Source organism: Deinococcus sp. Marseille-Q6407 (assembly GCF_946848805.1).
In the GTDB taxonomy this organism is placed as follows: Bacteria; Deinococcota; Deinococci; order Deinococcales; family Deinococcaceae; genus Deinococcus.
This window is the reverse complement of sequence record NZ_CAMPFU010000002.1, coordinates 642923-668113: the sequence shown is the minus strand read 5'-3', so window position 1 is coordinate 668113 and position 25191 is coordinate 642923. Positions and strand designations below refer to the sequence as shown.

Here is a 25191-nt window from a genome sequence, read left to right as displayed (position 1 = left end):
CTGCTAAGATACCGGGCGATGTTTGCCGACGCTGCCCTGGAAGCCCTGGATTTTCCCCGCGTGCGCGCTGCCCTCGCGCAGCGGGCTGCGACGGCGCTGGGCGTGGAGCGCTGCTCGTCGCTGCGGCCCAGCGACGACGCCGGGCGCATTGCCCGCGAGCTGGACGAAGTTGAAGACGCCCTGTTCGGTGTCAGCCTCTCGCTGGGGGGCATTTTTGATATCCGCGAATTGCAGGCCCGGGCCGCCGAGGGCCGGGTGCTCAGCGGCGGCGAGCTGCTGCAGGTGGCCTACTCGCTGGACGGCGCCATGACGGTGCGCCGCGCCATTCAGACCAATTCGCGCGGGCCGCTGCGTGAGGTGGCCCTGGGCCTGGGCGATCACTCCGAGCTGGTCAGCCGGTATCTGTCGGCCCTGACCCGCGAGGGCGAACTGCGCGATGAGGCCAGCCCCAAACTGCGCGACCTGCGCCGCCGCATCGACCCCCTGCGCGGCCGGATTCGTGACCGGCTCCAGGCCACGCTGGAACGCTGGTCGGACGTGCTGCAGGAGAATATCGTCACCCTGCGCCGTGACCGTTACGTGCTGCCGGTGCAGGCCAGCCGGGTGGGACAGGTGGACGGCATTATCGTGGACGCTTCGGCCACCGGGCAGACCTATTTCGTGGAACCGGCTGCCGTGACCGCTCTGAACAACGAGCTGACCCGGCTGCGCCTGGACGAGGAAGCCGAGGTGCGCCGGATCCTCACCGAACTGTCGGGTCTGCTGGCCCGCGACGCGGCGGTGCCGATGACGCTGGATACCATCGCCGAGCTGGACCTGATTGCGGCCAAGGCGGCGCTGGCCCGCGACTGGCGGCTCAACCGCGCCGAGCCGAATACCCCCGGCGACTACGACCTGCGGGCGGCCCGCCACCCCCTGATTGAGGGCGCTGTGGCGAACGATCTGGCGCTGGGCAGCGGGAGCGGTGGCCCCAGCCTGCTGCTGATTACCGGCCCCAACATGGGCGGTAAGACCGTGACCCTCAAGACATTGGGCCTGGCTGTGCTGATGAACCAGTGTGGCATGTACGTGGCTGCCGATCACGCCGAGCTGCCGGTGGTGCGGGACGTGCTGGTGGACATCGGGGATGAGCAGAGCATCGAAGCGTCTCTGAGTACTTTCGCCAGCCACCTGCAACACCTGCGGACCGTGCTGGAAGAAGCCGGCCCCGGCACCCTGATTCTGGTGGACGAGCTGGGCAGCGGCACCGACCCCGAAGAAGGCGCCGCACTCTCGCAGGCCATGATCGAAGGGCTGCTGGACCGTGACGCCCGCGGCATCATCACCTCGCACCTGGCGCCGCTGAAGCTGTTCGCGCTGGAAACGCCGGGCCTCAAAAACGCCAGCATGGGCTTTGAGGTCTCCACCCTGTCGCCCACCTATCAGCTGCAGGTGGGGCAGCCGGGCCGCTCTTACGCACTGGCGATTGCCGGGCGGATGGGCCTGCCGCGTGAGGTGCTGAGTCGCGCCGCCGAGGTGCTGGGCCCGGAAGCGGACCTGATGGAGCGGATGCTGGCCGGCATCGAGCAGGAACGCCGCGAGCTGAGCCAGCAGCTGGAAGCGGCCGCCGCTGCCCGCCGCGAAACCGAGGCGGCACTCGGTCAGGCCCGGCGCGAGCGCGACGAGCTGGCCGAGCGCCGCGACGAACTGCTGGCCGAGGCCACCCAGAAGGCGGAAGCGCTGTACGCCGACGCCGCCGAAAACGTGCGCCGGATGCGCCGCCGCGCCCAGGATGCCGAGGCCCGCCCCCGGGTGATGCAGGAACTGCGCGACCTGCGGCACGCCGCCCAGAAGGCACGCCCCAAACCCCGGGCTCCGCAGGAAAACCATGGTGACCCCATTCAGGTGGGCAGCGACGTAACGGTGCCGGCTTACGGCGCTTCCGGGCAAGTGCTGGAAATGCGCGGCGATCAGCTGGTGGTGCAACTGGGCCTGATGAAAGTCTCGGTGCGCCGCCGCGACGTGCGGCTCAAGCAGCCCGAAAAGCAGAAAAAGGCGGGAGGCGGGCCCCGCTTTACCGGCACCGTGCGCCGGCGGAACTTCGAGAAGGAAATCCAGCTGCGTGGCCTGGGCGTGGCCGAGGCCGAAGAAGAACTGCGGCAGGCCATCAACGAAGCTTATGCGCTTAAGGAAACTCCGCTGCGGGTGGTTCACGGCAAAGGTCAGGGCGTACTGCGCCGGTTGCTGCGCGATTATCTCAAGACCGACAAGCGGGTCGAGAGCTTCCACGACGCTGAAGCCAATCAGGGCGGCCACGGCGTCACGGTGGTCAACCTCAAGGTCTGATGCTGACCCTGGGCTGCGCAGCGGGCGGACCTACTCTGGCTGCTGTGCCTGCTTGGCCGCCTGCCGGGCCTGTAAGTCAGCCAGCTGGCTGAAGGCGGCCACCACCCGTGGAAAGCCCAGGTACGGCACGCAGAACAGCAGGGTTTCGCGCAGTTCCTGCTCGGTGGCGCCGGCTTGCATGGCACCCCGCAGGTGAGTTTTCAGTTCGCCGGGGCTGCCCAGGCTGGCCAGCAGAGCGCAGGCGATCAGTTCCTTGGTTTTCAGGTCCAGACCGGGGCGCTCATAGACCGTGTCGTAGGCAAAGTCACGGATATAAGCCATCAGGTCGGGGTCCAGCCCCGCCAGCCGCTGCAAAATCCGCTCTTCCTGTGAGCTGAAAATAACGCTGCGGGCCGAAGAATGTTAGTCCATGCCTCACCTCAAAGCATCGGCCGGGGCCAAGCTTCAGAGCGCCGGCAACAAAAAAACCCCCGCCATCCGGCAGGGGCAGCAGTCAAACGGCTAGAAGAAAAGCTTACTTGACTTCCTTGATTACGGCGTCGGTCAGGTCGCTGCCGTTTTCGGCAAAGACAACCAGGCCCTGCGCGGCAACCTTGCGGTCCATCACGATGCTGTAGCCGTTGGCCCTGGCGACCTTGGAGATGGCCGCGTCCACCGAGGTTTCGATGGGGGCCGACTGCTGGGCGATCTGCTTGCCGTAGTCCTGGAACTTGGAGTTGAAGGTGGTTTCCAGCTGGCTCAGCTGCTGGCGCTCGGCGGGGGTGGCCTTGTCACCCTTTTCCGCGATGGTAATCATCTGCTGGCGCAGGCCGCCCAGCTCGGTGTTGGCCTTCTGCTCAATGGACTTCACCTGGGTGTTGACGTTGCCGGCCTTGGGGTGGGCGGCGAACACACGGTCCACATCAACAAAGCCGACCTTCTGTGCCGGAGTCTGAGCGCTGGGGGCGACGGTGGCGGCAGCGACGGCAGCGACAGCGGAGAGGGGAAGCAGGACCTTGGCGGCTTTATTCATGGCTGCAAATTAGCATGTTCGTTTCTGAGTCGAATGAACCCAGTCTGACTCTAAGGTGATCATGAGAGTGCGGAGGCGTCCTCCAGGCTGGCCAGCCCAGTTTTCAAGGCGTAGAGGGCCGCCTGGGTGCGGCTTTCCAGCTCCAGCTTGCTCAGTAGCCGGCTCACATGGCTCTTGACGGTGGTCTCGCTGATCTCCAGCTGCGCGGCAATACCTTTGTTGTTCAGACCGTGCGCGATCAGCTGCAGCACTTCCACCTCCTTGGCGGTCAGGTGCTCGCGCATCTCGGGAGCGCGGAAGTCGCGCACCAGCCGCCGGGCCGCTTCGGGATGCAGCCGCACCTCGCCGCGGGCCGCTGCGTGAATCGCCTCGTTGAGCAGGTCACTGCTGGCGTCCTTGAGCAGATAAGAGGTGGCGCCAGCGGCCACAGCGCCGTTCACCTTGCTCTCTTCCAGGGTGGAGGTCAGCGCGATCACCTCGGTCTCCGGGCAGCAGCGCCGGATTTCGGCGGTGGCGGCGATGCCGTCCATCACCGGCATCAGCAGGTCCATCAACACCACATCGGGGCGCAGGGCCTGAACTGCCGCGACGGCCTCCGCGCCGTTGCTGGCTTCGCTCACGATGTCCAGGCTGGGGTCCAGCCCCAGAAACAGGCGCAGGCCTTGGCGCACCACCGCGTGGTCGTCGACCAGCAGAACACGGACGGGCGTGGAGGCTTCTTCAAGCGTGGGCGCGGGGGAAGGGCTGGTCATGGCTGGGTCGCTCCTTGGGGGGTGAGCAGGTTGAGGGACAGATCATTCGGTATTGGCAGGTCCAGGCTGATCTCAAGGACTGGGGCCCTGCCGGGTGCCTGAGCAGCCGGGCTGAGGAAACTGCCGTTCTGGTAAAGCATTCCTTTGGGCAGGTGGCTGGCCTGCATCCGGGTCTGTTCATTGCTGAGGCGTGAGAAGCTCAGGCGAAAAGCGGCGGTGGCCGGCAGATTCAGGGTCACGCTACCCCGTTCTGCCTGCAGCCGCAGCTGCCCGCTGGCGCCCGGGGGCAGGGTCACGTCCAGGTCACCCTGGGCGGTGGTGAGAGCAGTGTCGTTGTGTGCTGGCAACTGAGCTTCGATGTCGCCCAGCTGGCTGGTCAGCGTCAGGCGGCCCACCTGCGCCGAGTGGAGCCTGGCCTGCAGGTTACCAAAGCGGCTTTCGGCGCTGAGGGTGTCTATGGCAGTTGCGTGGCCGGCTGGAGCGCTCAGCGTCAGCGCTCCAGAGAGGCTTTCCAGCGCCACTTCCCCGGTCTGGCCGGCCGGCAGCTGCACGGTCTGCGGGCCGCTGGTGCTGTGGGTGTGCAGTGAATGTAGCGCCAGTGTCTGCAGGTCCAGTTGCTGCTCGCCGCCACCGCTGCGCGTGCTCAGGTCCAGCGCGGGGCCTGGGCTGAGCTGGGCTGCCAGGCGGTGCTCGACCTGCTGCCCCTGCGGCTGCAGATTGATGGTATTGGGCTTGGGTGCCGGGTCAACCAGCAGCTGAGCTTGCAGGTTGAGGGTGTCTCCCTGGCGCGTGGCGGTGACCTGCGGCGAGTTGAGCTGGCGGTGGTGGAAGGCCAGCCCCGCGGCCTGGCCCTGCGTGGTTGGCGGCAGGGCACCCACCTGCACCTCGGCCCGGTCGGTGGTCAGGCTGGCGTTCAGGGTCCGGGCACCGCCCAGCGGCACGGCCTGGGCTGTATCGGTGGCGCTCAGTGCAGGCGCCAGCTGAGTATTGAGGGCAGTCCAGGCGGCGGCTCCGCCTCCGGCCAGCAGTGCCAGCCCCAGCAGCAGCCGGCCCAGCACCGGCCCCAGCGGCCGGGCGTGGGGCCGTGGCTTTGGATTGGTCGGGACGGGAGAATTAGTCGCTGTCATGGTGTAACCTCCTGAGCGGTGCTGGATGAGTAGGTAGAAGCGGCAGAGTTGGAAAGCGCAGCGGTTGCCTCTGCCGGTGCCAGCGGGAGCCACAGCTGAACCGTGGTGCCCTGCCCGGGTGCGCTGCTCACCTGCAGCCGTCCGCCGGCCCCGGCGGCCCGCTCACGCATGGAACGCTGGCCCAGGGTGCCCCCGCCGGCCGCCTGCGGGTCGAAGCCCTGGCCGTCGTCCTGCACAGTCAGGTGCAGCTGATTGCCTTCCTGCTGCAAGGTGATGTTCACCTGCTGGGCGTGGGCGTGTTTGACCACGTTGTGCAGCGCTTCCAGCGCGATCCGGTAAGCGGCGGTCTGGGCGGCGGGGGACAGCAGCGGTTCTTCTGCGGGCCAGTCGGTCTGGACCTGCAACCCGTGCCGGGCCCGCAAAGCGTTCACCTGCTGATCCAGGGCAGCCAGCAGGCCCCCTTCGGCCAGTGCGTCGGGGCGCAGGCTGAACAGTAGGGCTTTCATCTCACTGACCCCGCCTTCTGCCAGGTGAATGGTGTAGTCCAGGCTGGCCTGCGCCCGCTCAGGTTGGGTCTCCAGGGTGGCGCGGGCTGCCTTGGCGCCCAGGGTGATGCCGTACAGCGCCTGCGCCACCGAGTCGTGCAGTTCGCGGGCCAGTCGGGCACGTTCTTCTTCCTCGGCGCGGTCGGCGGCGCGTTCGGCCAGCTGCGCCGCCTGCAGCGCGATGCCGGCGTGGTCGGCCATGCCGCTCAGCAGGGTCAGGGCGCCAGTGTCGGGTGGTTGTGTGGCTGGAAAAGTGGCGTGTAGGGCGCCCCAAGGCCTGCCGGCCACCCGCACCGGCAGCGAGGTCAGCACCTGCTGCGGCTGCTCCCCGTTGCTGCCCAGCGGCTGGACCCGTGGCGTATCAACGGCTTCCGCTGGTGCCGGCACTGGGGCGCCCGCCGCGGCCTGAGCGCCCTGTGGCCCGCTCAGCAGCACTCCATTGGCCCCGCTGCCCGCCTGGGCCTGTAGGGTGATTTGCTGCAAGGTGGCCCCCAGGTCCTCACCCAGCGCCACCTGTCCGGCTGCCTGACCCAGGGCCTGCACCGCCCGCTGTGCTTGGGCCAGGGCATCATCCGGGCGCAGCAGTAGGCTGGCCAGCGCAGCCCAGACTTGCCCCAGCAGTTGCACCAGTGCCGCGCTCAGCAGCAGCCCACCCAGGCCTGCCACACCCAGGGCCAACTGGGCTGACAGCGTCGGCTCGACCACCTGCTGGCCCAGGGTCAGGGTCAGGCCCAGCAGCGGCCAGACCGCTCCGGCCAGCGCCAACAATGTCAGGGTCAGCGCGACTGCCAGGATGCCCCAGGACATCAGCGCCAGGGGCAGGGCCAGCAGCTGAAACGCCGCGCCCCGCCACAGCGCCGGCTGCCGCACCTGAAAGCGCAGCCAGTCCAGCGGCGACCCCTGCGGAGCCCGCGCCGGGGCGCTAAACCGCAGGCCCAGCAGCCCGGCCAACCAGCGCTGCAGAGCGTTCAGCACCATCAGGGCCACCAGGGACAGCGGCAGAATCACGAAGCCAATCAACAGCGGCAACGTCACCACTCCGGTGAGGATGCCGGCGGTCAGCCCACTGGTTGCCAGCAGGCTGACCGGCAGGCTCAGCAGCAGATAAAGCCCGATGCGCCAGGTCATGGGGTCAAGCAGGTCGGCCAGCGGGGACAGCCGCCGCGCCGCCTGGGCCGGGGGAGCAGGGGAGAGAGACGGAGGAGAAAATGTCATGCGTCCACTCTAGGCAGCCGCATTGTTGGCGGCATCCTCCTTTAGATGGACGGCCACAATAAATAAAAAAGCCCCCCAGCGAGAACGGGGAGGCCACGCAGGGGGTCAGGCAGGAATCCGGATTTTCTGGCCCACTTCGATATGGTCGGGGTCGGAAATGTTGTTGTAATGGGCCAGCTTGCGGTACTCGTTCAGGTCGCCGTAGTAGCGCTGGGCAATCAGGCTGAGGGTGTCGCCGGCCTTGACGGTGTAGACTGTTTCGCCCTGCTCGTCTTTCTCCTTGGTCAGTTCCTTGGCGCCTTCATGCACCTTCAGGCCGCTGACGTCCACGCCCGCCACACCGCTGACGCCACGCGCCAGTTGCTCGGCCAGCCGCAGTTCGTGGTCGCTGTCCACCACGCCGCGCAGAATCACGCTTTTGCCGCTTTGCAGCACGTCGATAGGGTTGCCCTGCAGTTCACCATTGCTGCGAATGGCGCTGAGCACTTCCTTGGCTACCCGGCTGCTGTCTTCGATGTCCTGGTCGGCCGCTGCCGGGACGCCGCCCTGAGCGCTGGACGCGCTGGCCGGAGCTGCCTGGGCAGTGCTACCGGTATCCACCGGAACACTCTGGCTGCTGGCGCCGGCTGGAGCCTGCACGCTCACGCCCGACACGTCCACCGACTTCACGCCGCTCACACCTTCGGCCACCACCCGTGCGAGGTTCACGTGAGCCTGCGAGGGAGCTACGCCGGACAGGGTCACGGTGCCGCCTTTCTCCTGCACGTTCAGGCCCAGACCGCTGAGCTGCTTGTTGTCTTTGAGCGCGTCGCTGACGCGGTCAGCTGTCTTTTTACCAAAAGGCCACATGCGCTCAGTATGCGGAGGGCCCCCGGCCTTAATCCGCCCTAGGCCACATTCTAAGGGCTCTTCCAAGCTGGCGCCGGGTTTCGTGCTGGGCAGCGCCAGGGAGCCTCAGATGGGGTAATAAGAGCGGGGCTGACCGCGCACGAAATCACGGGTGGGCAGCCAGATCAGGGGCGAGCGTTCCTCGCATTCGGGCGGCGGGCCGTAGCGCATCAGGCTTTCCACCTGTTCCAGCGGCACCCAGCTGACGCCCACCACGTCAGGGTCGCTGGGCATCAGCTCGCCGCTGAACTGCGCCGTGAACCGCCCGAAGCTGGCAAAGCAGGCGTGGGGGGTGTCGGTCAGAATCTCGCCTTCCAGCAGGCTGACGAAATTCAGCTCCGAGATGCTCAGCCCGGTTTCGTACTTCACCTGCCGGACAGCCGCGCCGCCCAGACTCTCGCCGCTGTGGGCCTTGCCGCCGGGCAGACCGTAAAAGATGCTGCCGTCGTCCATCCGTTCCTGTACCAGCAGCAGCTGGCCGCCCTGGACCAGATAAACGTGGCTGGCCCGCTTGATGGGCAGGGTACGCGACAGAGGGTTCATGCCTTCTCCTTCTGCGCCGGCCCGCCGGCCGCCTGCTCCAGCTGCCGCTGCAGGCTTTCCGGCAGGCGCTGGGGCCGGTAGTTGTGGTCGGTCACGATGTGGCCGGTGTGCCCGGTTGCCAGCAGCTCGCCGCTGGGGCCGCGCAGTTCATAGCCGAAACGCAGGGTGCGCGAGCGGACTTCCTCTACCCGGGTCAGCAGCGTCAGTTCTTCGTCGTAGTGGGCGGCGCGGCGGTACTGCACGCCCAGATCGGTCAGCATCAGGTAAAAGCCCTGGGCTTCCACCTCGGCGTAACTGAGGTTCATGTCACGCATCAGGTCGCTGCGCCCGGCCTCGAACCAGACTGGATAGACCGCGTGATGGGCGACCCCCATCGCGTCGGTTTCGGCGTAGCGGACGCGCAGGGTGGTGGAATGCGGTACGGTGGATGCGGACATGGCTCCTATCATGCCGCTCCCGCCCGCCGTGAAACAAGCCGGGGCACGGCCGCACACGGCAGCTCAGAGAACGGTGCCGGAGCGGCCCGGCTGCTAGCCTGAGCGACATGACGGACGTTTCTGCTTCTGACCCTGCCGCTCCGGGCTCTGGCGCCCAGATCGGCGGCCGCACCGAGAAAGGCCAGCGCGGCTTTGATCTGGACCTGCATGTCACTTTCCGCACACCGCTGCCGCGCGAGGCGGCCCTGGCGGCGCTGCGGGCGCTCGACGGCCTGACGGTGGACCTGTACGCCCGGCTGGACACCCCGGCCGAGGTGCCTTCGGCCCGGCTGACTGGCCCGGTGCCCGAATTACAGCAGCTGCACGCGGCGCTGCGCGGCTGGCTGGCCGGCCCGGTGCGGGTGGTGGAAGTGGGCCGGCGCGGCTACCTGCGCTCGGCCGAGGGCTACACCGAGTGGATGCCCTGGCGGCGCAACGTGGTGCTGCCGCGTGAACGGGTAGATGAGGTGGGGCTGCGTGAGGGTGAAAAGTACATTCTGGAGTAAGGCGGCCTGGGCCGCAGCAGGGTGGAATGGGGCGGAGTGGGGCAGGGCGGGCCGGGGCGGCTGCGGTAAAGTGGGAACGATGAAGCTTTCTGTCTCCCGCTGTGCAGCGGTCAGCGTGTCTGCCGGGGAAGTTACGGCTGGCCGGCCGCGGCTGGAGCGGCGATGAACTACGCTGCCTTGCTGGCCGTGATGGTTCTGCTGGCCTTCGCCTTTCCCATTACCGTGCGCCTGGGCGAATACCTGGGCCTGCGTGCCGGGGTGGCCGCGGCGGCCCTGTGGGCAGTCCTGCTCTTTGCGTTGGCGCTGGTGTTTGTGCGCTGGCGAGTGGCGCAGGAGCGGAGCCGGGCCGAGCAGCTGGAACAGGGCCGCCGGCAGGTGCTGGCAAGCCCCAATGATCCGGCTGCTTACTACGTGAATGGGCAGCATCTGGCGCTGTTGCTGCTTCAGCGGGACCGCCGCCGCGAGGCCACCGAGCTGATTGACCGTTATGCCCGGCTGGGTGGCGCCCGCGACGCCGAAATCCTGGCGCTGCAAGAAGCCCTCTCCTCGGCCGACCGCTGGCGCTTCAAGCGCAAGGTGCCGGCCCGCCCGCCGGTGCGTGAGGTGCAAGCAGCCCAGAAAGAGCAGGAGCAGCAGGGCCAGAGTGAGAACGAGAACGAGGCCGCCGCTGGCCCGCGGGGCAGCGGGGCAGCAGGAGGAAAAGCATGAAGGCATACCGTGGGGTGGTCCGCAACGGCAAGGTGGAACTGATGGGCGGCGAGCTGCCGGAAGGCACCCGTGTGACCGTTACCGTGGGCGAACCGGAGCTGCTGCTGGCAACGCTGCTGCACTGGCTGCGCCGCACCCGCCGCATTCGCATCTGGCTGGGGCCGGCCGCTGGCATGTCCCGGCTGCGCCTGCGCCCCCGCCGCAAAGGCCTCCATCATGGCTAAGAAAATAAGTGAACAGGCTGGGCTGGAGGAACAGGGACAGGAGACTCTGAATAGTTCGGTAGAGCAGCAGAGTGAGCTAGCCATGCCTCTGGCCTCTGCAACAGACTTCACGGCAAGTTCTGCGGAAAGCAGTGCGGTGCCCCATCTCTGGCTGGTGCCCACGCCGGTGGGTAACCTGGGCGACATCACCTACCGGGCGGTGGAAGTGCTGCGCGGCGCCGACGCGGTGGCCTGCGAGGACACCCGCCGCACCGGCGCGCTGCTGCAGCATCTGGGCCTGCACCGGCCGCTGGTGCGGCTGGACGCCCACACCATGTACCGTGCCCCTCAGGTGCTGGACCAGTACCCCCGGCTGGCCTACGTGAGCGACGCCGGCACCCCCGGCATTTCCGACCCCGGCACCGAGTTGCTGCGCGAAGCGGTGGCCCGTGACATTCCCACCGAGGTGCTGCCGGGTGCCACCGCGTTCGTGCCGGCGCTGGTGCTGTCGGGACTGCCCACCGCCCGCTTTACTTTTGAGGGTTTCCTGCCGCGTTCGGGCCGTGAGCGCCGCGCCCGGCTGCAGACCATTGCCAGCCGGCCCGAACCCACCGTGCTGTACGAAAGTCCCCACCGCCTGCACGCCACGCTGCTGGACCTGGCCGCTGCCTGCACGCCGGAGCGCCCCGCCAGTGTCAGCCGCGAGCTGAGCAAGCGCTTTGAAGAAACCCGGCGCGGCACCCTGGCCGGGCTGGCCGAATACTTTTCCCAGGGCGTGCGCGGCGAGATCGTGGTGGTGGTGGGCGGGCAGACCGGCCCGACCGACTCCCCGCAAGTGGCCCCCGACTGGGAAGCGGTGGCGGCCGAGCTGGCCGAGCAGCATCTCAGCACCCGTGACCTGCGCGCGGCGCTGATGGAACGCGGCCTGAGCAAGAACGAAGCCTACGCGCTGGCCCTCAAGCACCGCTAGGCTGGGCTGGCTGTCTTCCGGAAGTCGTAAGCTGTCAGTTATGACAAGACCAGACACCACTTCCGGGAATGCTGATCAGATCGAAAACCGTGCCGGACTTCGCCGCATCGGGGTGCTGACCAGCGGGGGAGACGCCCCCGGCATGAACGCCGCCGTGCGCGCCGTGGTCCGGACCGCTTCCTATTACGGTGTGGGCGTGGTGGGCATTCGCCGCGGCTTCAACGGCCTACACGACGGCGAGATGGAGCTGCTGGGCCCGCGTGACGTGGCGAACATCATCCAGCGAGGCGGCACCCGGCTCTTGACGGCCCGCAGCCGGGCCTGGCGCACCCCCGAGGGGCGGGCGCAGGGTGCCGAACATCTGCGCCGCTGGGAGGTGGACGGTCTGGTGGTCATCGGCGGTGACGGCTCTTTCCACGGTGCGCACCTGCTGGCACAGGAACATGGCTTCCGGGTGATGGGTGTGCCGGGCACCATCGACAACGACCTGTACGGCACCGACTACACCATCGGTTATCACACCGCCGTGGAGACTGCTCTGGACGCGGTGGACAAGCTGCGCGACACCGGCGCCAGCCACGAGCGCATCTTCGTGATTGAGGTGATGGGCCGCCACGCCGGGCACATCGCGGTGGAAGTGGCGCTGGCCGGCGGCGCCGAGGAAGTGCTGGTGCCCGAGCGGCCCCGCGACCTCGCCGAAGTGGCCGAGGCTGTGCGCCAGAGCCAGGAACGCGGCAAAACCAGTTCCATCGTGATTGTGGCCGAAGGGTTCCCGGGCGGCGCCGAAGGGGTGGCCCGCGCCATTACCGAGGGCACCGGCGAGGAAACGCGGGCCACCATTCTGGGCCATATTCAGCGCGGCGGCAGCCCGGTGGCGCACGACCGGGTGCTGGCCTCGGTGCTGGGGCAGGCGGCGGTTGAGGCACTGCTGATGGGCCGCAGCGGCGAGATGGTGGGCGAAGTGGCCCATCAGCTGAACTTCGTGCCATTTGAAGATACTTGGAACCATAAAAAGGACGTGGCAAGAGCCAAATACCGCAGCGCCAAGCTGCTCAGCTGCTGAAACGGCGGTCCAGCAAAAAGCAGGCTCCCTCGTTTTTTGGAGGGAACCTGCTTTTTGCTTTTCTGATTCGGCGCCTTTCAGCCAGTGCCTTTCAGCCATTCAGTGCTGGTCGCTGCTCTGGCTGCCGTCTTTGCTCTGGTCTCCACGCTGTTTGGCGCGGCGGCGCAGTTCCTCGGCCAGCTCACTGAAATCCTCGCTGCTGGGCAGTACCCGGCGGCTTTGCTGCTTGGCTTCCTGCACCACTTGGACCTGCTCGTCCTTGCGGAACGGCAGCCCCTGCACCTTGCGCTCGAAGTAGGTCTGTGCCATGCGGCCCAGCGCGAAGGTCCAGCCATACACCAGTGGCGCCGTAACCACACCGCCCACCACTGGCAGGGCGATTTTGGCGACGCCACGCATGAACTGACGGGCAGCCATGCCGTAAGCCACCGTGACGCCCAGCTCGCGCGCAATCTCCGCCGAGCGCTCCAGGGTAATGTCGAAGCCGTAAATCTTGCCGATGTGCAGCACCATCTTGGCCTGGAGTGGCGTCAGGATCAGCATGTCGGCAAACGGCAGCGGTTCGATAGACACGGCGCCCGACAGCAGCGCCGCATTCTTGATTACTTCTTCGGCGTTCTGCTCCCGGGAGAGGTCAGGGTCCACGTCGAAGTTGAAGTTGTCCATGATCTGGCTGACAATTGGCGGCAACATGCTTCCAAGTCTAACAAGCCAGTGTGCCGGGAAACGGGCAGCGGGGGTTGAACAATCCTTTGTGTCCATAGCCTCTTTGTCTGTGCATTTCCGCGGCGGGGCAGTCTAGAGACAAAAAGACAAGGCCGCGCTCAGGGGGGGGAAGGTGCGAGGCCTTGGAGGTAAGAGTGAGGGTGGCTTCACCGCTCAACGACAGAATAAACGAAAGCGATTACACATTTATGACAATTCTTACGTTCTGGCGCTGGAACTTGTGCTCCGGCCGGGCCTCAGGCGCCGTAGGGGGCCAGGTCTTCCGGGGTAATCTGCCGGACCTGTGCCCCGATGCGCGTGGCCGCCAGACCGCCGGCTGCGTTTGCCATCCGGGCCGCAGCTTTGAGCGGTTGCCCGGTCATCACCGCGTGCGCAAAGACTGCTGTAAAGGTGTCGCCGGCCCCGGTGCTGTCGAGGGCATCCTCGTCCTGCGGCAGCACCGCGTCCACCAGCTCAGTTTCGCGCGGTGTCCAGACGATGCAGCCCATCGCCCCCACCTTGACAGCCACCTGGGTCAGCCCTTCATCCACCAGGGTCGCCAGCGCCGCACTGATAGACGAGGTGCCGGTCAGGGCCAGAATCTCGTGCTGGTTCAGGGTGAGATAATCTGCCTGGCTCACGTCATCGATCAGGCCTTGGCCCGCTTTATTGACGGCGCCGGTACCCAGGTCGATAAACAGCGGCACCGGCTTCTTGGCCTTTTTCGCGTAGTCGATCGCCTTAAGGGCGTATTCGCGCTGCTCGCCTTCGACCAGGCTGTAGGCACTGACGATCACCGCGTCGGCAGCCTCAATGTCTTTTTTCTTCAGCTTGGCCGGGTCCAGCTGCCGGTTGGCCCCGCCCGAGCTGATCATGGCGCGCTGGCCGTCGGCGGTCTGCATGACGGTGATGGTGCTGGTGGTGTCCTCGCTGGTGGTCTGAACGGCACTGTCCAGAACGCCGCTGGCCTGAACCTGACTGAGGGCGAACTGGGCGAACGGGTCCTGCCCCACACTGGTCGCCAGGGTGACCGTGTGGCCCAGCCGGGCCAGGGTCACAGCCATGGTGCCGCCCGAGCCGCCCGGCTGCATCACGGACCGCAGGGGATGAACTTCCTGGCCCGGTTCCGGGAGCCGGTCCAGATGATAAATATGGTCAACGTTCACGTCGCCAATAACAAAAAATTTCACGCAAAAACCTCCGGGGTCAGGTGCCGCCCGGTCATGCCAGTGTCTGCGCACCTGCGCGGCACCCCGCCGAGTGGCGAAGCATCCGGCCGGCTCAGCAGCGGCAGAGGACAGAGAAAGGCACCTGGAAAACGCACCGTCAATTTAGCACGGGCCCTCCGGGCCGCCTGTCAGGTTGCCTGACGTACTGCTGTGGCCTGGTGCTCCGGCTCCTGGCTAGGCAGCGGGCCGGCGGGATGCTACACTGCTTTCCTTGACCTGGAGAGTTGGCGCCCTGAGCGGGCCCCTCCAGAGGAAGATGTCCCCCCACGGGAAAGGACCTGCGAAGATGGCCCAAAGAGCATAGCGGCCCCCAAGGCGGGTTTCGGCAGGCAAACGACACTGGGTTATTTGCTGTCCTCGGGGTACATGTTCCCACGAAAGGACAAAAATGAATTTTAGCGAACTGATCGCGCCCGAACTCGCGGCGCGTCTGGCCGAGCGCGGCATCACCGACGCTTCTCCTATTCAGCAGGAAAGCCTGCCTCATACCCTGCAGGGCCGTGACCTGATTGGCCGTGCCCGCACCGGCACCGGCAAGACGCTGGCTTTTGCCCTGCCGATCATCCAGAGCCTGGAACCCAGCCGCGAACGCGCCCGTCTGCCGCGCGCCATCGTGGTGGCGCCTACCCGTGAGCTGGCCCGGCAGGTGGCCGCCGAGTTCGAGGAAACCGGCCGTGACCTGACGGTGTTGACCGTATACGGCGGCGCTGCTTACGGCCCGCAGGAAAACGCTCTGCGCCGTGGCGTGGACGTGGTGGTGGGCACCCCCGGCCGCCTGATTGACCACATGGAACGGGGCAACCTGGACCTGAGCGCTGTGCGCTTTGCCGTACTGGACGAGGCCGATGAAATGCTGAGCGTGGGCTTTGCTGACGCCATCGAAACCATTCTCAAGACCACTCCTGAAGGCCGACAGACCCTGCTGTTCAGTGCCACCCTGACCCCTGAAATCCGCCGCATTTCCAGCAAGTACCTGCATGATCCGCTGGTGGTAGATATGGTGGGCGAAGGCAAGAGCCAGGCCGCCCAGACGGTGGAACACCTCAAGGTGCGGGTGGGCCGCAGCCGTATCCGCGTGCTGGCCGATCTGCTCTCGGTTTACAACCCGGAAAAGGCCATCGTGTTTACCCGCACCAAGCGCGAAACCGACGAACTGGCTCTGGAACTGATTCACCGTGGCTTTGAAGCCGAAGCGCTGCACGGCGACTTGGCCCAGAGCCAGCGCGAACGCGCCTTGGGGTCTTTCCGCAGCGGCCGCACCTCCATCCTGGTGGCGACCGACGTGGCCGCCCGTGGCCTGGACATTCCCGAAGTGGACCTGGTGGTGCAGTTCCACCTGCCGCAGGATCCCGAAAGCTACGTGCACCGTTCGGGCCGTACCGGCCGCGCTGGCCGCACCGGCACCGCCATCATCATGTACGGTGACCGCGAGCAGCGCGATATTGCCGGTCTGGAGCGCGTGACCGGTGTGCGCTTTACCGAGCGCCCGCTGCCCACGCCCCGCGAAGTGCAGGACGCCAGCGCCAGCGCCAGCGCCGAAATGCTGCGCCGGGTAGACGCCGATGCCGCCGCCGGCTTTATGGATCAGGCCGAGGCCCTGCTGAGCGAAATGGGCGCTGAAGCCCTGGCCCGCGCCCTGGCCAAGATCAGCGGCGTGACCGAGCCTCAGGCGCCGGCCAGCCTGCTGAGCGGTGAAGAAGGTCTGACCACCTTGATTCTGCATGGCGACCGGATGAGTGTTGCTCGCACCGTGGCCCTGATTGCCCGCCATACGGACGTGGATACCCGCAAGCTGGGTAAGGTGCGTCAGTGGCGCGGCGGCGCGGTGGCCGATGTGCCCAGCCAGTATGTGGACGCCCTGATGAAGGCCAGCCCGCTGGACGGTGAAATCGGCGTGGAGGTGGCCCAGGAACTGCCCGAACTGTTCGAGCAGCCTACCCGCGAACGCCGTGAAGGTGGCCGTGGCCGCCGCTTCGACAACGAAGGTGATTTCCGCAGCGGCCGTGGCGGGCAGCGCAGTGGCCGTTCTCACGGCGACCGTGACCGCTCTTTCGGCGACCGGGGAGGCCGCAGCAGTGGCCGTTACGAAAGCCGTGACGGCGGCAGCCGTGGAGGCCGTGGTGGCAATGGCGGTGGCCGTAGCAGCGACCGTTTCGGCAACGACCGTGGCGGCTCGCGGGGCGGCAGCCGTGGAGGCCGCGACTTCAGCGACCGCGAGTTCAAGGGCTGAGCTGAGCGCCTAACTTCTACCAGCCACTAAGGGGCTGCTTTCCGTGAAGGAGGGCGGCCCTTTGTGCTGGAGCGATGTGGCGTGAGATATGGAGCATGAAGTCGGCGCCTCCTGACGGCGCTATAAAAAGCCATAAGAAAACCCCCGCCCAGGCCGGGTAGGGGTTTCTCTTTATTTGGCTGAAGCGCAGTGGCTCAGGCTGTTAGCCTCAGGCGTTCACTTCATTCTTGCTGCGGGCCAGGATAGAGCGCAGCACGGTCTGCAGGATGCCGCCGTTCTTGTAGTAGTCGATCTCCACCGGGGTGTCGATGCGGCACTGAACGGTCAGATTCCGCGAGTTGCCTTCCTTGTCGGTCACCACCAGGGTCACGTTCTGGCGGGGCTTGAGGTCGGCGGGCAGTTTGATGGTGAAGGTTTCGTCACCGTTGATGCCCAGGTTCTCGGCGCTTTCACCGTTGATGAACTGCAGCGGCAGCACGCCCATGCCCACCAGGTTGGAGCGGTGGATGCGTTCGTAGCTCTCGGCAATTACAGCCTTGACGCCCAGCAGGAAGGTACCCTTGGCGGCCCAGTCACGGCTGGAGCCCATGCCGTAGTCCTTCCCGGCAATCACCATCAGAGGCGTGCCGGCGGCCTTGTAGTTCTGGGCAGCGTCGTAGATGCTGGTCACTTCGCCGGTGGTGTAGTCGGTGGTAAAGCCACCTTCGGTGCCGGGAGCCAGCTGGTTCTTCAGGCGGATGTTGGCGAAGGTGCCACGGGTCATCACGCGGTCGTTGCCGCGGCGGCTGCCGTAGGAGTTGAAGTCCTTGGGTTCCACGCCCATCGAGGTCAGGAAACGGCCAGCGGGGGTGTCGGCCTTGAAGGAACCGGCCGGCGAGATGTGGTCGGTGGTGACTGAGTCGCCCACCTTCACCAGCGCGCGCGCACCTTCGATGTCGGCGATTTCGCGCAGGCCACCCGCAATGTCTTCGAAGAAGGGCGGGTTCTGGATGTAGGTGCTGTCTTCCTTCCAGTCGAACAGGTCACCTTCGGACACGGGGATAGCATTCCACTGCTCGTTGCTTTCCTCGATGCCGTCATAGATCTTCTTGAACATGTCCGCGTTGATGGCGGTGTCGTAGATCTGCTGAATTTCGGCGTTGCTGGGCCAGATATCGCGCAGGAACACGTCGCCGCCCTGTTCATCCTGACCGATAGGATCGTTCACGATGTCGTTGACCACGGTGCCGGCCAGCGCGTAGGCGACCACCAGAGGAGGCGAGGCGAGGTAGTTGGCCTTGATATGGGGGTTGATACGGCCTTCGAAGTTGCGGTTGCCCGACAGCACCGAGGCGGCCACCAGGTCACCTTCCTGAATGGCGTCCACCACCGGCTCAGGCAGCGGGCCGGAGTTGCCGATGCAGGTCATGCAGCCGTAGCCCACGGTGTTGAAGCCGATCTGGTCCAGGTATTCCTGCAGGCCGGCCTGTTCCAGATACTCGGTCACCACGCGCGAGCCGGGGGCCAGCGAGGTCTTCACCCAGGGCTTGACCTTCAGGCCCTTTTCCACCGCTTTCTTGGCCACCAGACCGGCAGCGATCAGCACGCTGGGGTTGGAGGTGTTGGTGCAGGAGGTGATGGAAGCCAGGGTCACGGCGCCGTGGCTGATCTGGATATCGGTGCCGGTGATAGTGCCCTGGTTGTCCAGCTGGTCTTCACTCAGTTCGAAGCCGCGCTGGCTGACCGGAGCGGTCAGGGCCTGGGCGAATTCGTTGTGCATATCGCTCAGGTTCACGCGGTCCTGCGGGCGCTTGGGGCCGGCCAGCGAGGGAACGATGCTGCCCAGGTCCAGTTCAATGGTATCGGTGAACACGGGGTCCGGGGTTTCGTCGGTGCGGAACAGGCCCTGAGCCTTGCAGTACTGCTCCACCAGTTCCACTTCGTCTTCCATGCGGCCGGTGCGGCGCAGGTAGCGCAGCGCTTCGTCGTCCACCGGGAAAAAGCCCATGGTGGCGCCGTATTCGGGGGCCATGTTTGCGATGGTGGCACGGTCGGGCAGGGTCATGTTGCTCAGGCCAGCGCCGTAGAATTCTACGAACTTGCCCACCACGCCTTTTTCGCGCAGCATCTGGGTCACGCGCAGCGCCAGGTCGGTGGCGGTGGCACCCTCGGGCATTTCGCCGGTGATCTTGAAGCCCACGACTTCGGGCATCAGCATGTAAATTGGCTGGCCCAGCATCACGGCTTCGGCTTCGATACCGCCCACGCCCCAGCCCACGATGCCCAGGCCGTTGATCATGGTGGTGTGCGAGTCGGTGCCCACCAGGCTGTCGGGGTACACGACCACGCCGTCGTCTTCGGGGCGGCTCTGCACGCCACGGGCCAGGTACTCCAGGTTCACCTGGTGCACGATGCCGGAAGCGGGCGGCACCACGCCGAAGTTGTCGAAGGCCTGCTGGCCCCAGCGCAGGAACTCGTAGCGCTCGCGGTTACGCTCGAATTCGATATCCATGTTGCTCTGCAGCGCCCATTCGGTGCCGAACACGTCCACCTGCACCGAGTGGTCGATCACCAGGTTCACCGGAATCAGGGGGTTGATCTTGTCGGGGTTGCCGCCCACCGACTTCATGGCTTCACGCATAGAGGCCAGGTCCACCACGGCCGGCACGCCGGTGAAGTCCTGCAGGATTACGCGAGCGGGCTTGAAGGGAATTTCCACTTCTTCGTTGCGGGGGCTCCAGCCGGCGACGGTCTTCACGTCGTCCTGGGTCACGTCGTAGTCGTTGGCTTCGCGCAGCACGCTTTCCAGCAGCACCTTGATGCTGAAGGGCAGCTGATCCACGTTGTGGCCCAGTTCCTTGAGCTTGTCTAGGCGGTAGTAGTAGTGCTTCTGGCCGGCGTACTCGCCCAGCACGTCACGGGCACCAAACAGGTTCTTCGCTTGTTCTGCCATGAATCTTCTCCTTTTTCCCCTTGTTGAATTGGTCTGGGGTATGCAGTCATCATACCGGGCCGGACGCAAAAAGGCCCGTAACCTGAGAGGTCACGGGGCCAGTTTTTATGTAACCTCTATAGAGACAACAAACTTCAGGCTACGCCCAGATGATCGGCCAGCACTCGCATCTGCTCCAGCGGCACGTCCTCGGCGCGGGCGTCTGGGCGCAGGCCGGCGGCGGCAATGGCGGCCTCGACGCGGTCCACCGGATGGCCGGCCATCTTCAGGTTGTTGCGCAGGGTCTTGCGGCGGTGGTGCAGCGCAGCGTCAATCAGGCGGATGTAGGCTTCGCTCGGCTGCGGCCGCTCACGGTCGAAGTCCAGCCGCACCACCGAACTGGTCACGGCGGGTGCCGGAATAAACGACCCCTTGGGCACGTCGCGCACCGGCCGCACGCTGCCGTAGAGGTGGGCCAGCGCTGTCAGAAAGCCGTAGTTGTCGTCGCCGGGCTGCGAGACCAGACGCTGCGCCACTTCCTTTTGCACCAGCACCGTGGCCGAGACGATGCTGGGCGCCCGCATGAAGCGCGAGAGCAGCGGGCCGGTGATGTAGTAGGGCAGGTTGGCAATCACCCGGGTGCCGGCCGGCAGCGCGGCGTAGTCGAATTCCAGGGCGTCGCCCCAGACGATGTTCACGTCCAGCCCACTCAGGGTTTCTTCCAGCACCGGCCGCAGGCCCTGGTCTTTTTCCAGGGTGGTGACCTGCGCGCCGCGCTCGGCCAGTTCGCGGGTTAGCACGCCCAGGCCCGGCCCCACCTCCAGCACGCTGACACCCGGCCCGGCCCCGCCTGCGTCCGCAATGGCCCGCAGGATGTTGCCGTCAATCAGGAAATTCTGCCCCAGGCTCTTGGTGGGGCGAATGCCGTGGCGCTGCATCAGGTCCTTGACGCGGGCGGGCGAGTAGAGGGGCGCGGAATCGGCGGCGTGTGGCTCGGTCATCCGGCCCACTGTAGAGCATTCAGGTGGAGCATCTGGCCCGCCGCAGACCTCTGGCCGGGGCCGCTTACTCGCCCCGCAGCACGCCTTTGCGCCCGCCCTGCAGCCCCAGCTCGGCGGTGGGCGGGGTACCGGGCAGTACCCGGCAGCTCTCAATGCTGCCCGGCAGCGGCTGCCCCAGCAGCTCGGCGCAGGGGCGGCCGTCTTTCGGCAGGGTCTGGCCGGCAGCGGCCCGCAGCGCTGCCTGGGCATAGTCGCGGCTCTCGCGGCTCTGGCTGAGCAGGTACCAGGTAAAGCCGGCCACCAGCAGCACGAACACGGCGGCCACGATGCCCAAATACTTCCAGGGGTTGAAGCTGAAATTCTGTGGTGCGGGCGGGGGAGCAGAGGGGGCTGACATGTCTTTCAGTTTGCCATAGTCTCCCCGCAGCCCTTACCTGATAGGATGACACTCAAGCCTTCTGCAAAAGCGTTATACTGTTTCCTATGCCCGCCGATACCAAGAACAAACCTGTGTATGTGATTTCCGTGGCGGCGGAGCTGGTGGCCATGCATCCCCAGACCCTGCGCCTCTACGAGCGTAAGGGCCTGATCAAACCCGGCCGCAACGGGGGGAAGACCCGGCTGTATTCCGAACGCGATATCAAACACCTGCGCGAGATTCGCCGCCTGACCCAGGAGCTGGGTGTGAACCTGGCCGGCGTGGAAGAGGTCATGCGCCTTCAGCACGAGCTGGACGATCTGCAGGGTGAGTTCGAGGCCGAGATCAAGCGAATTGAGGGCGAGATCCGCTCCCAGCAGCGGAGCAAGGCCCTGCCAGCCCCCGACGACCCCAAAGACCGGCCAGTCTATGTCATTTCTATCGCCGCCGAACTGGTGGATATGCACCCGCAGACCCTGCGCCTCTACGAACGCAAGGAACTGATTCGTCCTGGCCGCTCCAGCGGCAAGACCCGGCTGTACTCCGAGCGCGACATTGAGCACCTGCGCGAGATTCGCCGCCTCACCCAGGAACTGGGTGTGAACCTGGCCGGCGTGGAAGAGATCATGCGGCTGCGCCAAGAGCTGGAAGGCGCCCACGCCCGCATGGAAGGCAATGTGCGCCGTATCCAGCAGGACATTACCAAGCGGATGACCCAGTAGCGTGAACTGCCGGCACCGGAAGATCTGCAGGAATAACAAGTACCACAGCAAGTAATCACAGTAAGCAAGCTGCCCGGCCCGGCCGGAAAGCCAAAACACCGCTGCCCACTTTGCTCAGGGGCGGCGGCGCCGTTTGGCGCGAGCTTTAAATCTGTTCGACGTGGTCGGGGTGGTTCACTTCGGCCATGGAAACCCGCTCGGCTTCGTCCTCGAATTCCTGCAGGGTGTCGGTGATGATCTTGACGCCCTTCATCAGGTCTTCTTCGCTGATCACCAGCGGCGGGGCAAAGCGGATGATGTTGCCGTGGGTGGGCTTGGCCAGCAGGCCCTTGTCGGCCATTCGCAGGCAGATGTTCCAGGCGGTCTCGCTTTCTTCGTGATCGTTAATGACCACGGCGTTCAGCAGGCCCTTGCCGCGCACCAGCTTGGCGATTTTGCTGCCCTCGATGTACTCGCTGATGGCTGCGCGGAACTTCTGGCCCAGCTCCTCGGCGCGCTCGGCCAGCTTCTCTTCCTGGGCCACAGTCAGGGCGGCGACTGCTACGGCCGCCGCTACCGGGTTGCCGCCGAAGGTCGAGCCGTGCTGGCCAGGCTTGATCACGTTCATGATTTCGTCGTTGGCCAGCACCGCGCTGATGGGGTACACGCCGCCGGAAATGGCCTTGCCCAGAATCAGGATGTCGGGCTTGACGTCCTCGTGGTCCACCGCCAGGCGCCGGCCGGTGCGGCTGATGCCGGTCTGTACCTCGTCGGCGATAAACAGCACGCCGTGCTGCTCGCACAGGGCTTTGGCACCCTTCAGGTAGCCGTCGCTGGGTACGTACACGCCCGCTTCGCCCTGAATCGGTTCCACCAGAAAGCCGGCCACGTTGGGGTTGCTCTCCAGCGCCGCTTTCAGCGCCTCCAGATCGTCGTAGGGAATCCGGAGAAAGCCGTCGGTGTAAGGGCCGAAGTTCTTGCGGGCGGTTTCGTCGTTGGAAAAGGAAATGATAGTGGTGGTGCGGCCGTGGAAGTTGTTCTCACAGACGATGATCTGGGCCTGATTTTCGGGCAGGCCTTTTTTCTCGTAGGCCCACTTGCGGCACAGCTTGAGTGCCGTTTCCACCGCTTCGGCGCCGGTGTTCATCGGCAGCACCTTGTCGAAGCCGAAGTACTCGCACACGAATTTCTCGTACACGCCCAGCTTGTCGTTGTAAAAAGCCCGGCTGGTCAGCGCCAGCGTCTGGGCCTGTTCCACCATTGCGCTCACGATTTTGGGGTGGCCGTGACCCTGGTTCACCGCCGAGTAGGCCGAGAGGAAATCGAAATATTCCTTGCCCTCGGTGTCCCACACCTTGGCTCCCTGGCCGCGCGAGAGAACCACCGGCAGGGGGTGGTAGTTATGGGCTCCGTACTGGTCTTCCAGGGCGATGTAGTCTTGCTGGTTCATGTGGCTCCTCCTGTGGGGCGGGGCCTTCCGGGCGGCCAGGAGGCACAGGTGCCACGCCGGGACGCCGGAAGAAAAAAGAAAAAGGTGGAATGGGAAAGGTCCTGCACCGCTCAGCATAACGTGGGTGCGGTCCCTTCCCAGCAGCCCGCTGGCCGCACTAGGCGGCTTTTTCCCCAGCGCTGAGCGGCGCTGGATCAGTGCAAACAGTATTTATAAAAATACGCTAAGCGTCAAGGGGCACCTTTGACACTTGGAGAGACTGAGGGCAGCCGCTAAACCGCCGAGAGTCCTGAAAAGATGCTTTTGCAGGAGAGATATGTGGAATTATCAAGCGAATGCTTGTATAGAGGCGACTTGGGGCAGCGTTTGTCAGGATGCAACTCTATACCTCCCAGTTGAATAGCCCCGGCTTTTGCTTCCCCGGCACGGCGCTGGGCAGGCGACTTGCGCTAGACTGCTGGCATGTCAGCGTCCTGTTGCCCCTGCTGAGCGGTTCCGCGCTTGCCGCGCCCGCGCCTTCTTCCCGTTTTTCGGAATGCAGGCGCGGGTTTTTTGTTTTTGCCCTCCTTTCCCTTCTGGAGAACCCACCATGACTCAAACGCCCGACCCCACTGCCAGCGCCGCCACGGCTACCCCGGCCCACCTGCCCGATCCCGATATTCAGCTGCCCAACGTTCAGCTGCCCAACATTCAGCTGTACGACACCATGCAGCGCCAGAAAGTGCCCTTCGTGCCGGCTACGCCCGGTCACGTGGGCTTTTACCTCTGCGGCCCGACGGTTTACTCCGACGCCCACCTGGGTCACGCCAAGGCCAACGTGGCCTTTGACGTGGTGCGGCGGACCTTCGAGCATTTCGGGTACCGGGTGCGCTTCGTATCCAACATCACCGATGTGGGCCACCTGCAAAACGACGCGGACGACGGCGAGGACAAGTTGCAGGCCCGCGCCCGGCTGGAGCAGCTGGAGCCGATGGAAGTGGCCGACAAGTATTTCTGGTCTTTCGCGGACGATATGCGGGCGCTGAACGTGCGCCGGCCCAGCGTGAATCCGCGCGCCACCGGCCACATTCCCGAACAAATCGAACTGATTGAGGAACTGATCCGGCGTGGCCACGCCTATGAGTCACAGGGCAGCGTGTATTTCGACGTGTATTCCTGGCCTGAGTACGGCAAGCTGTCGGGCCGCCGGCTGGAGGAGCAGGCCGAAGGCACCCGCGAGGCCGTGCGCGAAGAAAAGCGCGACCCGCGAGACTTTGCGCTGTGGAAAAAGGCCGAACCCAGCCACCTGATGCGCTGGGAATCGCCCTGGAGCCTGGGCTTTCCCGGCTGGCACATCGAATGCTCGGCGATGAGCCTGAAATATCTGGGCGAGGGGTTCGATATTCATGGCGGCGGCCTGGACCTGCAGTTCCCACACCACGAGGCCGAAATTGCCCAGGCCGAGGCGGCCGGGCACCCGTTTGCCCGCTACTGGATGCACAACAACATGCTGACCATCAATGGCGAGAAGATGAGCAAGTCCAAGGGCAACTTCACGACCATCCACGACATCCTGCAGCGCTACGACCCGATGGTGGTGCGCTTCTTGCTGGTCAGCAGCCATTACCGCACCAATACCGAGATGAACGAGGACGCTTTTGCCAGTGCCCAGAGCGGCTACGCTCGCCTGACCGGCACCCTGGCCGAAGTGGAGCGCCGGCTGCGGGACGCTCCGGAAGGCCAGGACGCTGAGCTGGAGCAGAAGATTGCCGGACATGTGCAGGCCTTCGAGGATGCCATGCGTGACGATTTCAGCACGCCCAAAGCGGTGGCTGAGCTGTTTGGCCTGAGCAGCGACCTGAACGCGGCGCTGGCCGCCGGCCCGGTGCCACGCGGGGCGCTGGAACAGGCCCGTGACGCTTTCCGCTCGCTGGGTGGGGACGTGCTGGGCCTGTTCGCTGCCGGCAGCGCCGCTGAAGCGGCCGGGCAGGACGACGCCGAACTGGTGGATGCGCTGATGGAACTGGTGCTGCAAGCCCGGCAGAACTACCGCCTGAACAAGCAGTACGCCGAGGCTGACCAGCTGCGCGGCACGCTGAGCGAGGCCGGAATCACCATTGAGGACACCAAGGACGGGGCGCGCTGGAAGCGCTGAAGCCCGGCTAGACAGGTTTCCTCTCCGCCTGTGTAGAGAGCCGAACAAGCCGCCGCCGGGAGAAGTGTTCTTCCAGCGG

General features: G+C 65.6%; 23 protein-coding genes. 9 read left to right on the top strand and 14 right to left on the bottom strand.

Annotated elements, in window-relative coordinates; translation table 11 throughout:
* Positions 1-18 precede the first annotated feature (18 nt).
* Positions 19-2325: an endonuclease MutS2 gene (locus OCI36_RS05260; protein ID WP_261664030.1), complete on the top strand. Its 2307-nt coding sequence runs from the start codon at positions 19-21 to the stop codon at positions 2323-2325.
* A 30-nt stretch (positions 2326-2355) separates the two neighbouring features.
* Here the strand turns inward: OCI36_RS05260 and OCI36_RS05255 are convergent, their stop codons facing one another.
* The 8 genes from OCI36_RS05255 to OCI36_RS05220 all read right to left on the bottom strand — a co-directional run bounded on the left by OCI36_RS05255 (position 2356) and on the right by OCI36_RS05220 (position 8844).
* A complete protein-coding gene (locus OCI36_RS05255) occupies positions 2356-2706 on the bottom strand; it encodes a carboxymuconolactone decarboxylase family protein (RefSeq protein ID WP_261664383.1) in 351 nt (116 codons plus the stop codon).
* A 133-nt stretch (positions 2707-2839) separates the two neighbouring features.
* Positions 2840-3337, bottom strand: a complete 498-nt coding sequence (locus OCI36_RS05250; RefSeq protein WP_261664029.1) for an OmpH family outer membrane protein — start codon at positions 3335-3337, stop codon at positions 2840-2842.
* 59 nt (positions 3338-3396) lie between these two features.
* Positions 3397-4089, bottom strand: coding sequence for a response regulator (locus OCI36_RS05245; protein WP_261664028.1), 693 nt, complete (start codon positions 4087-4089; stop codon positions 3397-3399).
* Entirely contained in the window at positions 4086-5216 is a 1131-nt protein-coding gene (locus OCI36_RS05240) for a DUF4097 domain-containing protein (protein ID WP_261664027.1), read from the bottom strand. The genes OCI36_RS05245 and OCI36_RS05240 overlap by 4 nt, the downstream gene beginning before the upstream one ends.
* Entirely contained in the window at positions 5213-6976 is a 1764-nt protein-coding gene (locus OCI36_RS05235) for a sensor histidine kinase (protein ID WP_261664026.1), read from the bottom strand. Before OCI36_RS05235 ends, OCI36_RS05240 begins: the two co-directional genes overlap by 4 nt.
* Before the next feature lie 105 nt (positions 6977-7081).
* Positions 7082-7825 carry a BON domain-containing protein gene (locus tag OCI36_RS05230; RefSeq protein WP_261664024.1) on the bottom strand — a complete coding sequence of 248 codons (744 nt, stop codon included), beginning with the start codon at positions 7823-7825 and terminating at the stop codon, positions 7082-7084.
* A gap of 105 nt (positions 7826-7930) precedes the next feature.
* Complete coding sequence (locus OCI36_RS05225; protein ID WP_261664023.1) at positions 7931-8407, bottom strand: NUDIX domain-containing protein; 477 nt, start codon at positions 8405-8407, stop codon at positions 7931-7933.
* A complete protein-coding gene (locus OCI36_RS05220; protein WP_261664022.1) occupies positions 8404-8844 on the bottom strand; it encodes an acyl-CoA thioesterase in 441 nt (146 codons plus the stop codon). The genes OCI36_RS05225 and OCI36_RS05220 overlap by 4 nt, the downstream gene beginning before the upstream one ends.
* 107 nt (positions 8845-8951) lie before the next feature.
* Between OCI36_RS05220 and OCI36_RS05215 the strand changes: the two genes are divergently transcribed.
* From OCI36_RS05215 to pfkA, 5 genes are all read left to right on the top strand, one after another.
* The gene (locus OCI36_RS05215) at positions 8952-9389 is read left to right on the top strand and encodes a hypothetical protein (protein WP_261664021.1); all 438 of its coding nucleotides are present in this window, start codon (positions 8952-8954) and stop codon (positions 9387-9389) included.
* Positions 9390-9551: 162 nt separating this feature from the next.
* Positions 9552-10097: a hypothetical protein gene (locus OCI36_RS05210; protein ID WP_261664020.1), complete on the top strand. Its 546-nt coding sequence runs from the start codon at positions 9552-9554 to the stop codon at positions 10095-10097.
* On the top strand, positions 10094-10321 hold the full coding sequence (locus OCI36_RS05205; RefSeq protein ID WP_261664019.1) for a hypothetical protein: 228 nt from the start codon (positions 10094-10096) through the stop codon (positions 10319-10321). The genes OCI36_RS05210 and OCI36_RS05205 overlap by 4 nt, the downstream gene beginning before the upstream one ends.
* An 82-nt stretch (positions 10322-10403) precedes the next feature.
* Complete coding sequence (gene rsmI / locus OCI36_RS05200; protein WP_261664018.1) at positions 10404-11270, top strand: 16S rRNA (cytidine(1402)-2'-O)-methyltransferase; 867 nt, start codon at positions 10404-10406, stop codon at positions 11268-11270.
* A 40-nt stretch (positions 11271-11310) separates the two neighbouring features.
* Positions 11311-12333 (top strand): 6-phosphofructokinase, encoded by a 1023-nt coding sequence (gene pfkA, locus OCI36_RS05195; RefSeq protein ID WP_261664016.1) that lies wholly within the window; start codon positions 11311-11313, stop codon positions 12331-12333.
* A 99-nt stretch (positions 12334-12432) separates the two neighbouring features.
* On the opposite strand, the gene OCI36_RS05190 is transcribed toward pfkA, so the two are convergent.
* Together OCI36_RS05190 and OCI36_RS05185 are read right to left on the bottom strand one after the other, a co-directional pair.
* Positions 12433-13026, bottom strand: a complete 594-nt coding sequence (locus OCI36_RS05190; RefSeq protein ID WP_261664014.1) for a YcjF family protein — start codon at positions 13024-13026, stop codon at positions 12433-12435.
* A 269-nt stretch (positions 13027-13295) separates the two neighbouring features.
* Entirely contained in the window at positions 13296-14228 is a 933-nt protein-coding gene (locus OCI36_RS05185) for a carbohydrate kinase family protein (protein ID WP_261664013.1), read from the bottom strand.
* 427 nt (positions 14229-14655) lie between these two features.
* Here OCI36_RS05185 and OCI36_RS05180 point away from each other — a divergent pair, with 427 nt between their 5' ends.
* Positions 14656-16497: a DEAD/DEAH box helicase gene (locus OCI36_RS05180; protein ID WP_261664012.1), complete on the top strand. Its 1842-nt coding sequence runs from the start codon at positions 14656-14658 to the stop codon at positions 16495-16497.
* Positions 16498-16705: 208 nt separating this feature from the next.
* On the opposite strand, the gene acnA is transcribed toward OCI36_RS05180, so the two are convergent.
* The 3 genes from acnA to OCI36_RS05165 all read right to left on the bottom strand — a co-directional run bounded on the left by acnA (position 16706) and on the right by OCI36_RS05165 (position 20806).
* Positions 16706-19429 (bottom strand): aconitate hydratase AcnA, encoded by a 2724-nt coding sequence (acnA, locus tag OCI36_RS05175; protein WP_261664011.1) that lies wholly within the window; start codon positions 19427-19429, stop codon positions 16706-16708.
* Positions 19430-19563: 134 nt separating this feature from the next.
* The gene (gene rsmA, locus OCI36_RS05170; RefSeq protein ID WP_261664010.1) at positions 19564-20409 is read right to left on the bottom strand and encodes a 16S rRNA (adenine(1518)-N(6)/adenine(1519)-N(6))-dimethyltransferase RsmA; all 846 of its coding nucleotides are present in this window, start codon (positions 20407-20409) and stop codon (positions 19564-19566) included.
* A 64-nt stretch (positions 20410-20473) separates the two neighbouring features.
* Complete coding sequence (locus tag OCI36_RS05165) at positions 20474-20806, bottom strand: hypothetical protein (RefSeq protein ID WP_261664009.1); 333 nt, start codon at positions 20804-20806, stop codon at positions 20474-20476.
* 86 nt (positions 20807-20892) lie between these two features.
* Between OCI36_RS05165 and hspR the strand changes: the two genes are divergently transcribed.
* A complete protein-coding gene (gene hspR / locus OCI36_RS05160; RefSeq protein WP_261664008.1) occupies positions 20893-21549 on the top strand; it encodes a heat shock protein transcriptional repressor HspR, fused homodimer type in 657 nt (218 codons plus the stop codon).
* A 145-nt stretch (positions 21550-21694) separates the two neighbouring features.
* Here hspR and rocD read toward each other — a convergent pair whose 3' ends face one another.
* On the bottom strand, positions 21695-22978 hold the full coding sequence (gene rocD, locus OCI36_RS05155; RefSeq protein WP_261664007.1) for an ornithine--oxo-acid transaminase: 1284 nt from the start codon (positions 22976-22978) through the stop codon (positions 21695-21697).
* A gap of 589 nt (positions 22979-23567) precedes the next feature.
* Between rocD and cysS the strand changes: the two genes are divergently transcribed.
* On the top strand, positions 23568-25112 hold the full coding sequence (gene cysS / locus OCI36_RS05150; protein WP_261664006.1) for a cysteine--tRNA ligase: 1545 nt from the start codon (positions 23568-23570) through the stop codon (positions 25110-25112).
* Positions 25113-25191 lie beyond the last annotated feature (79 nt).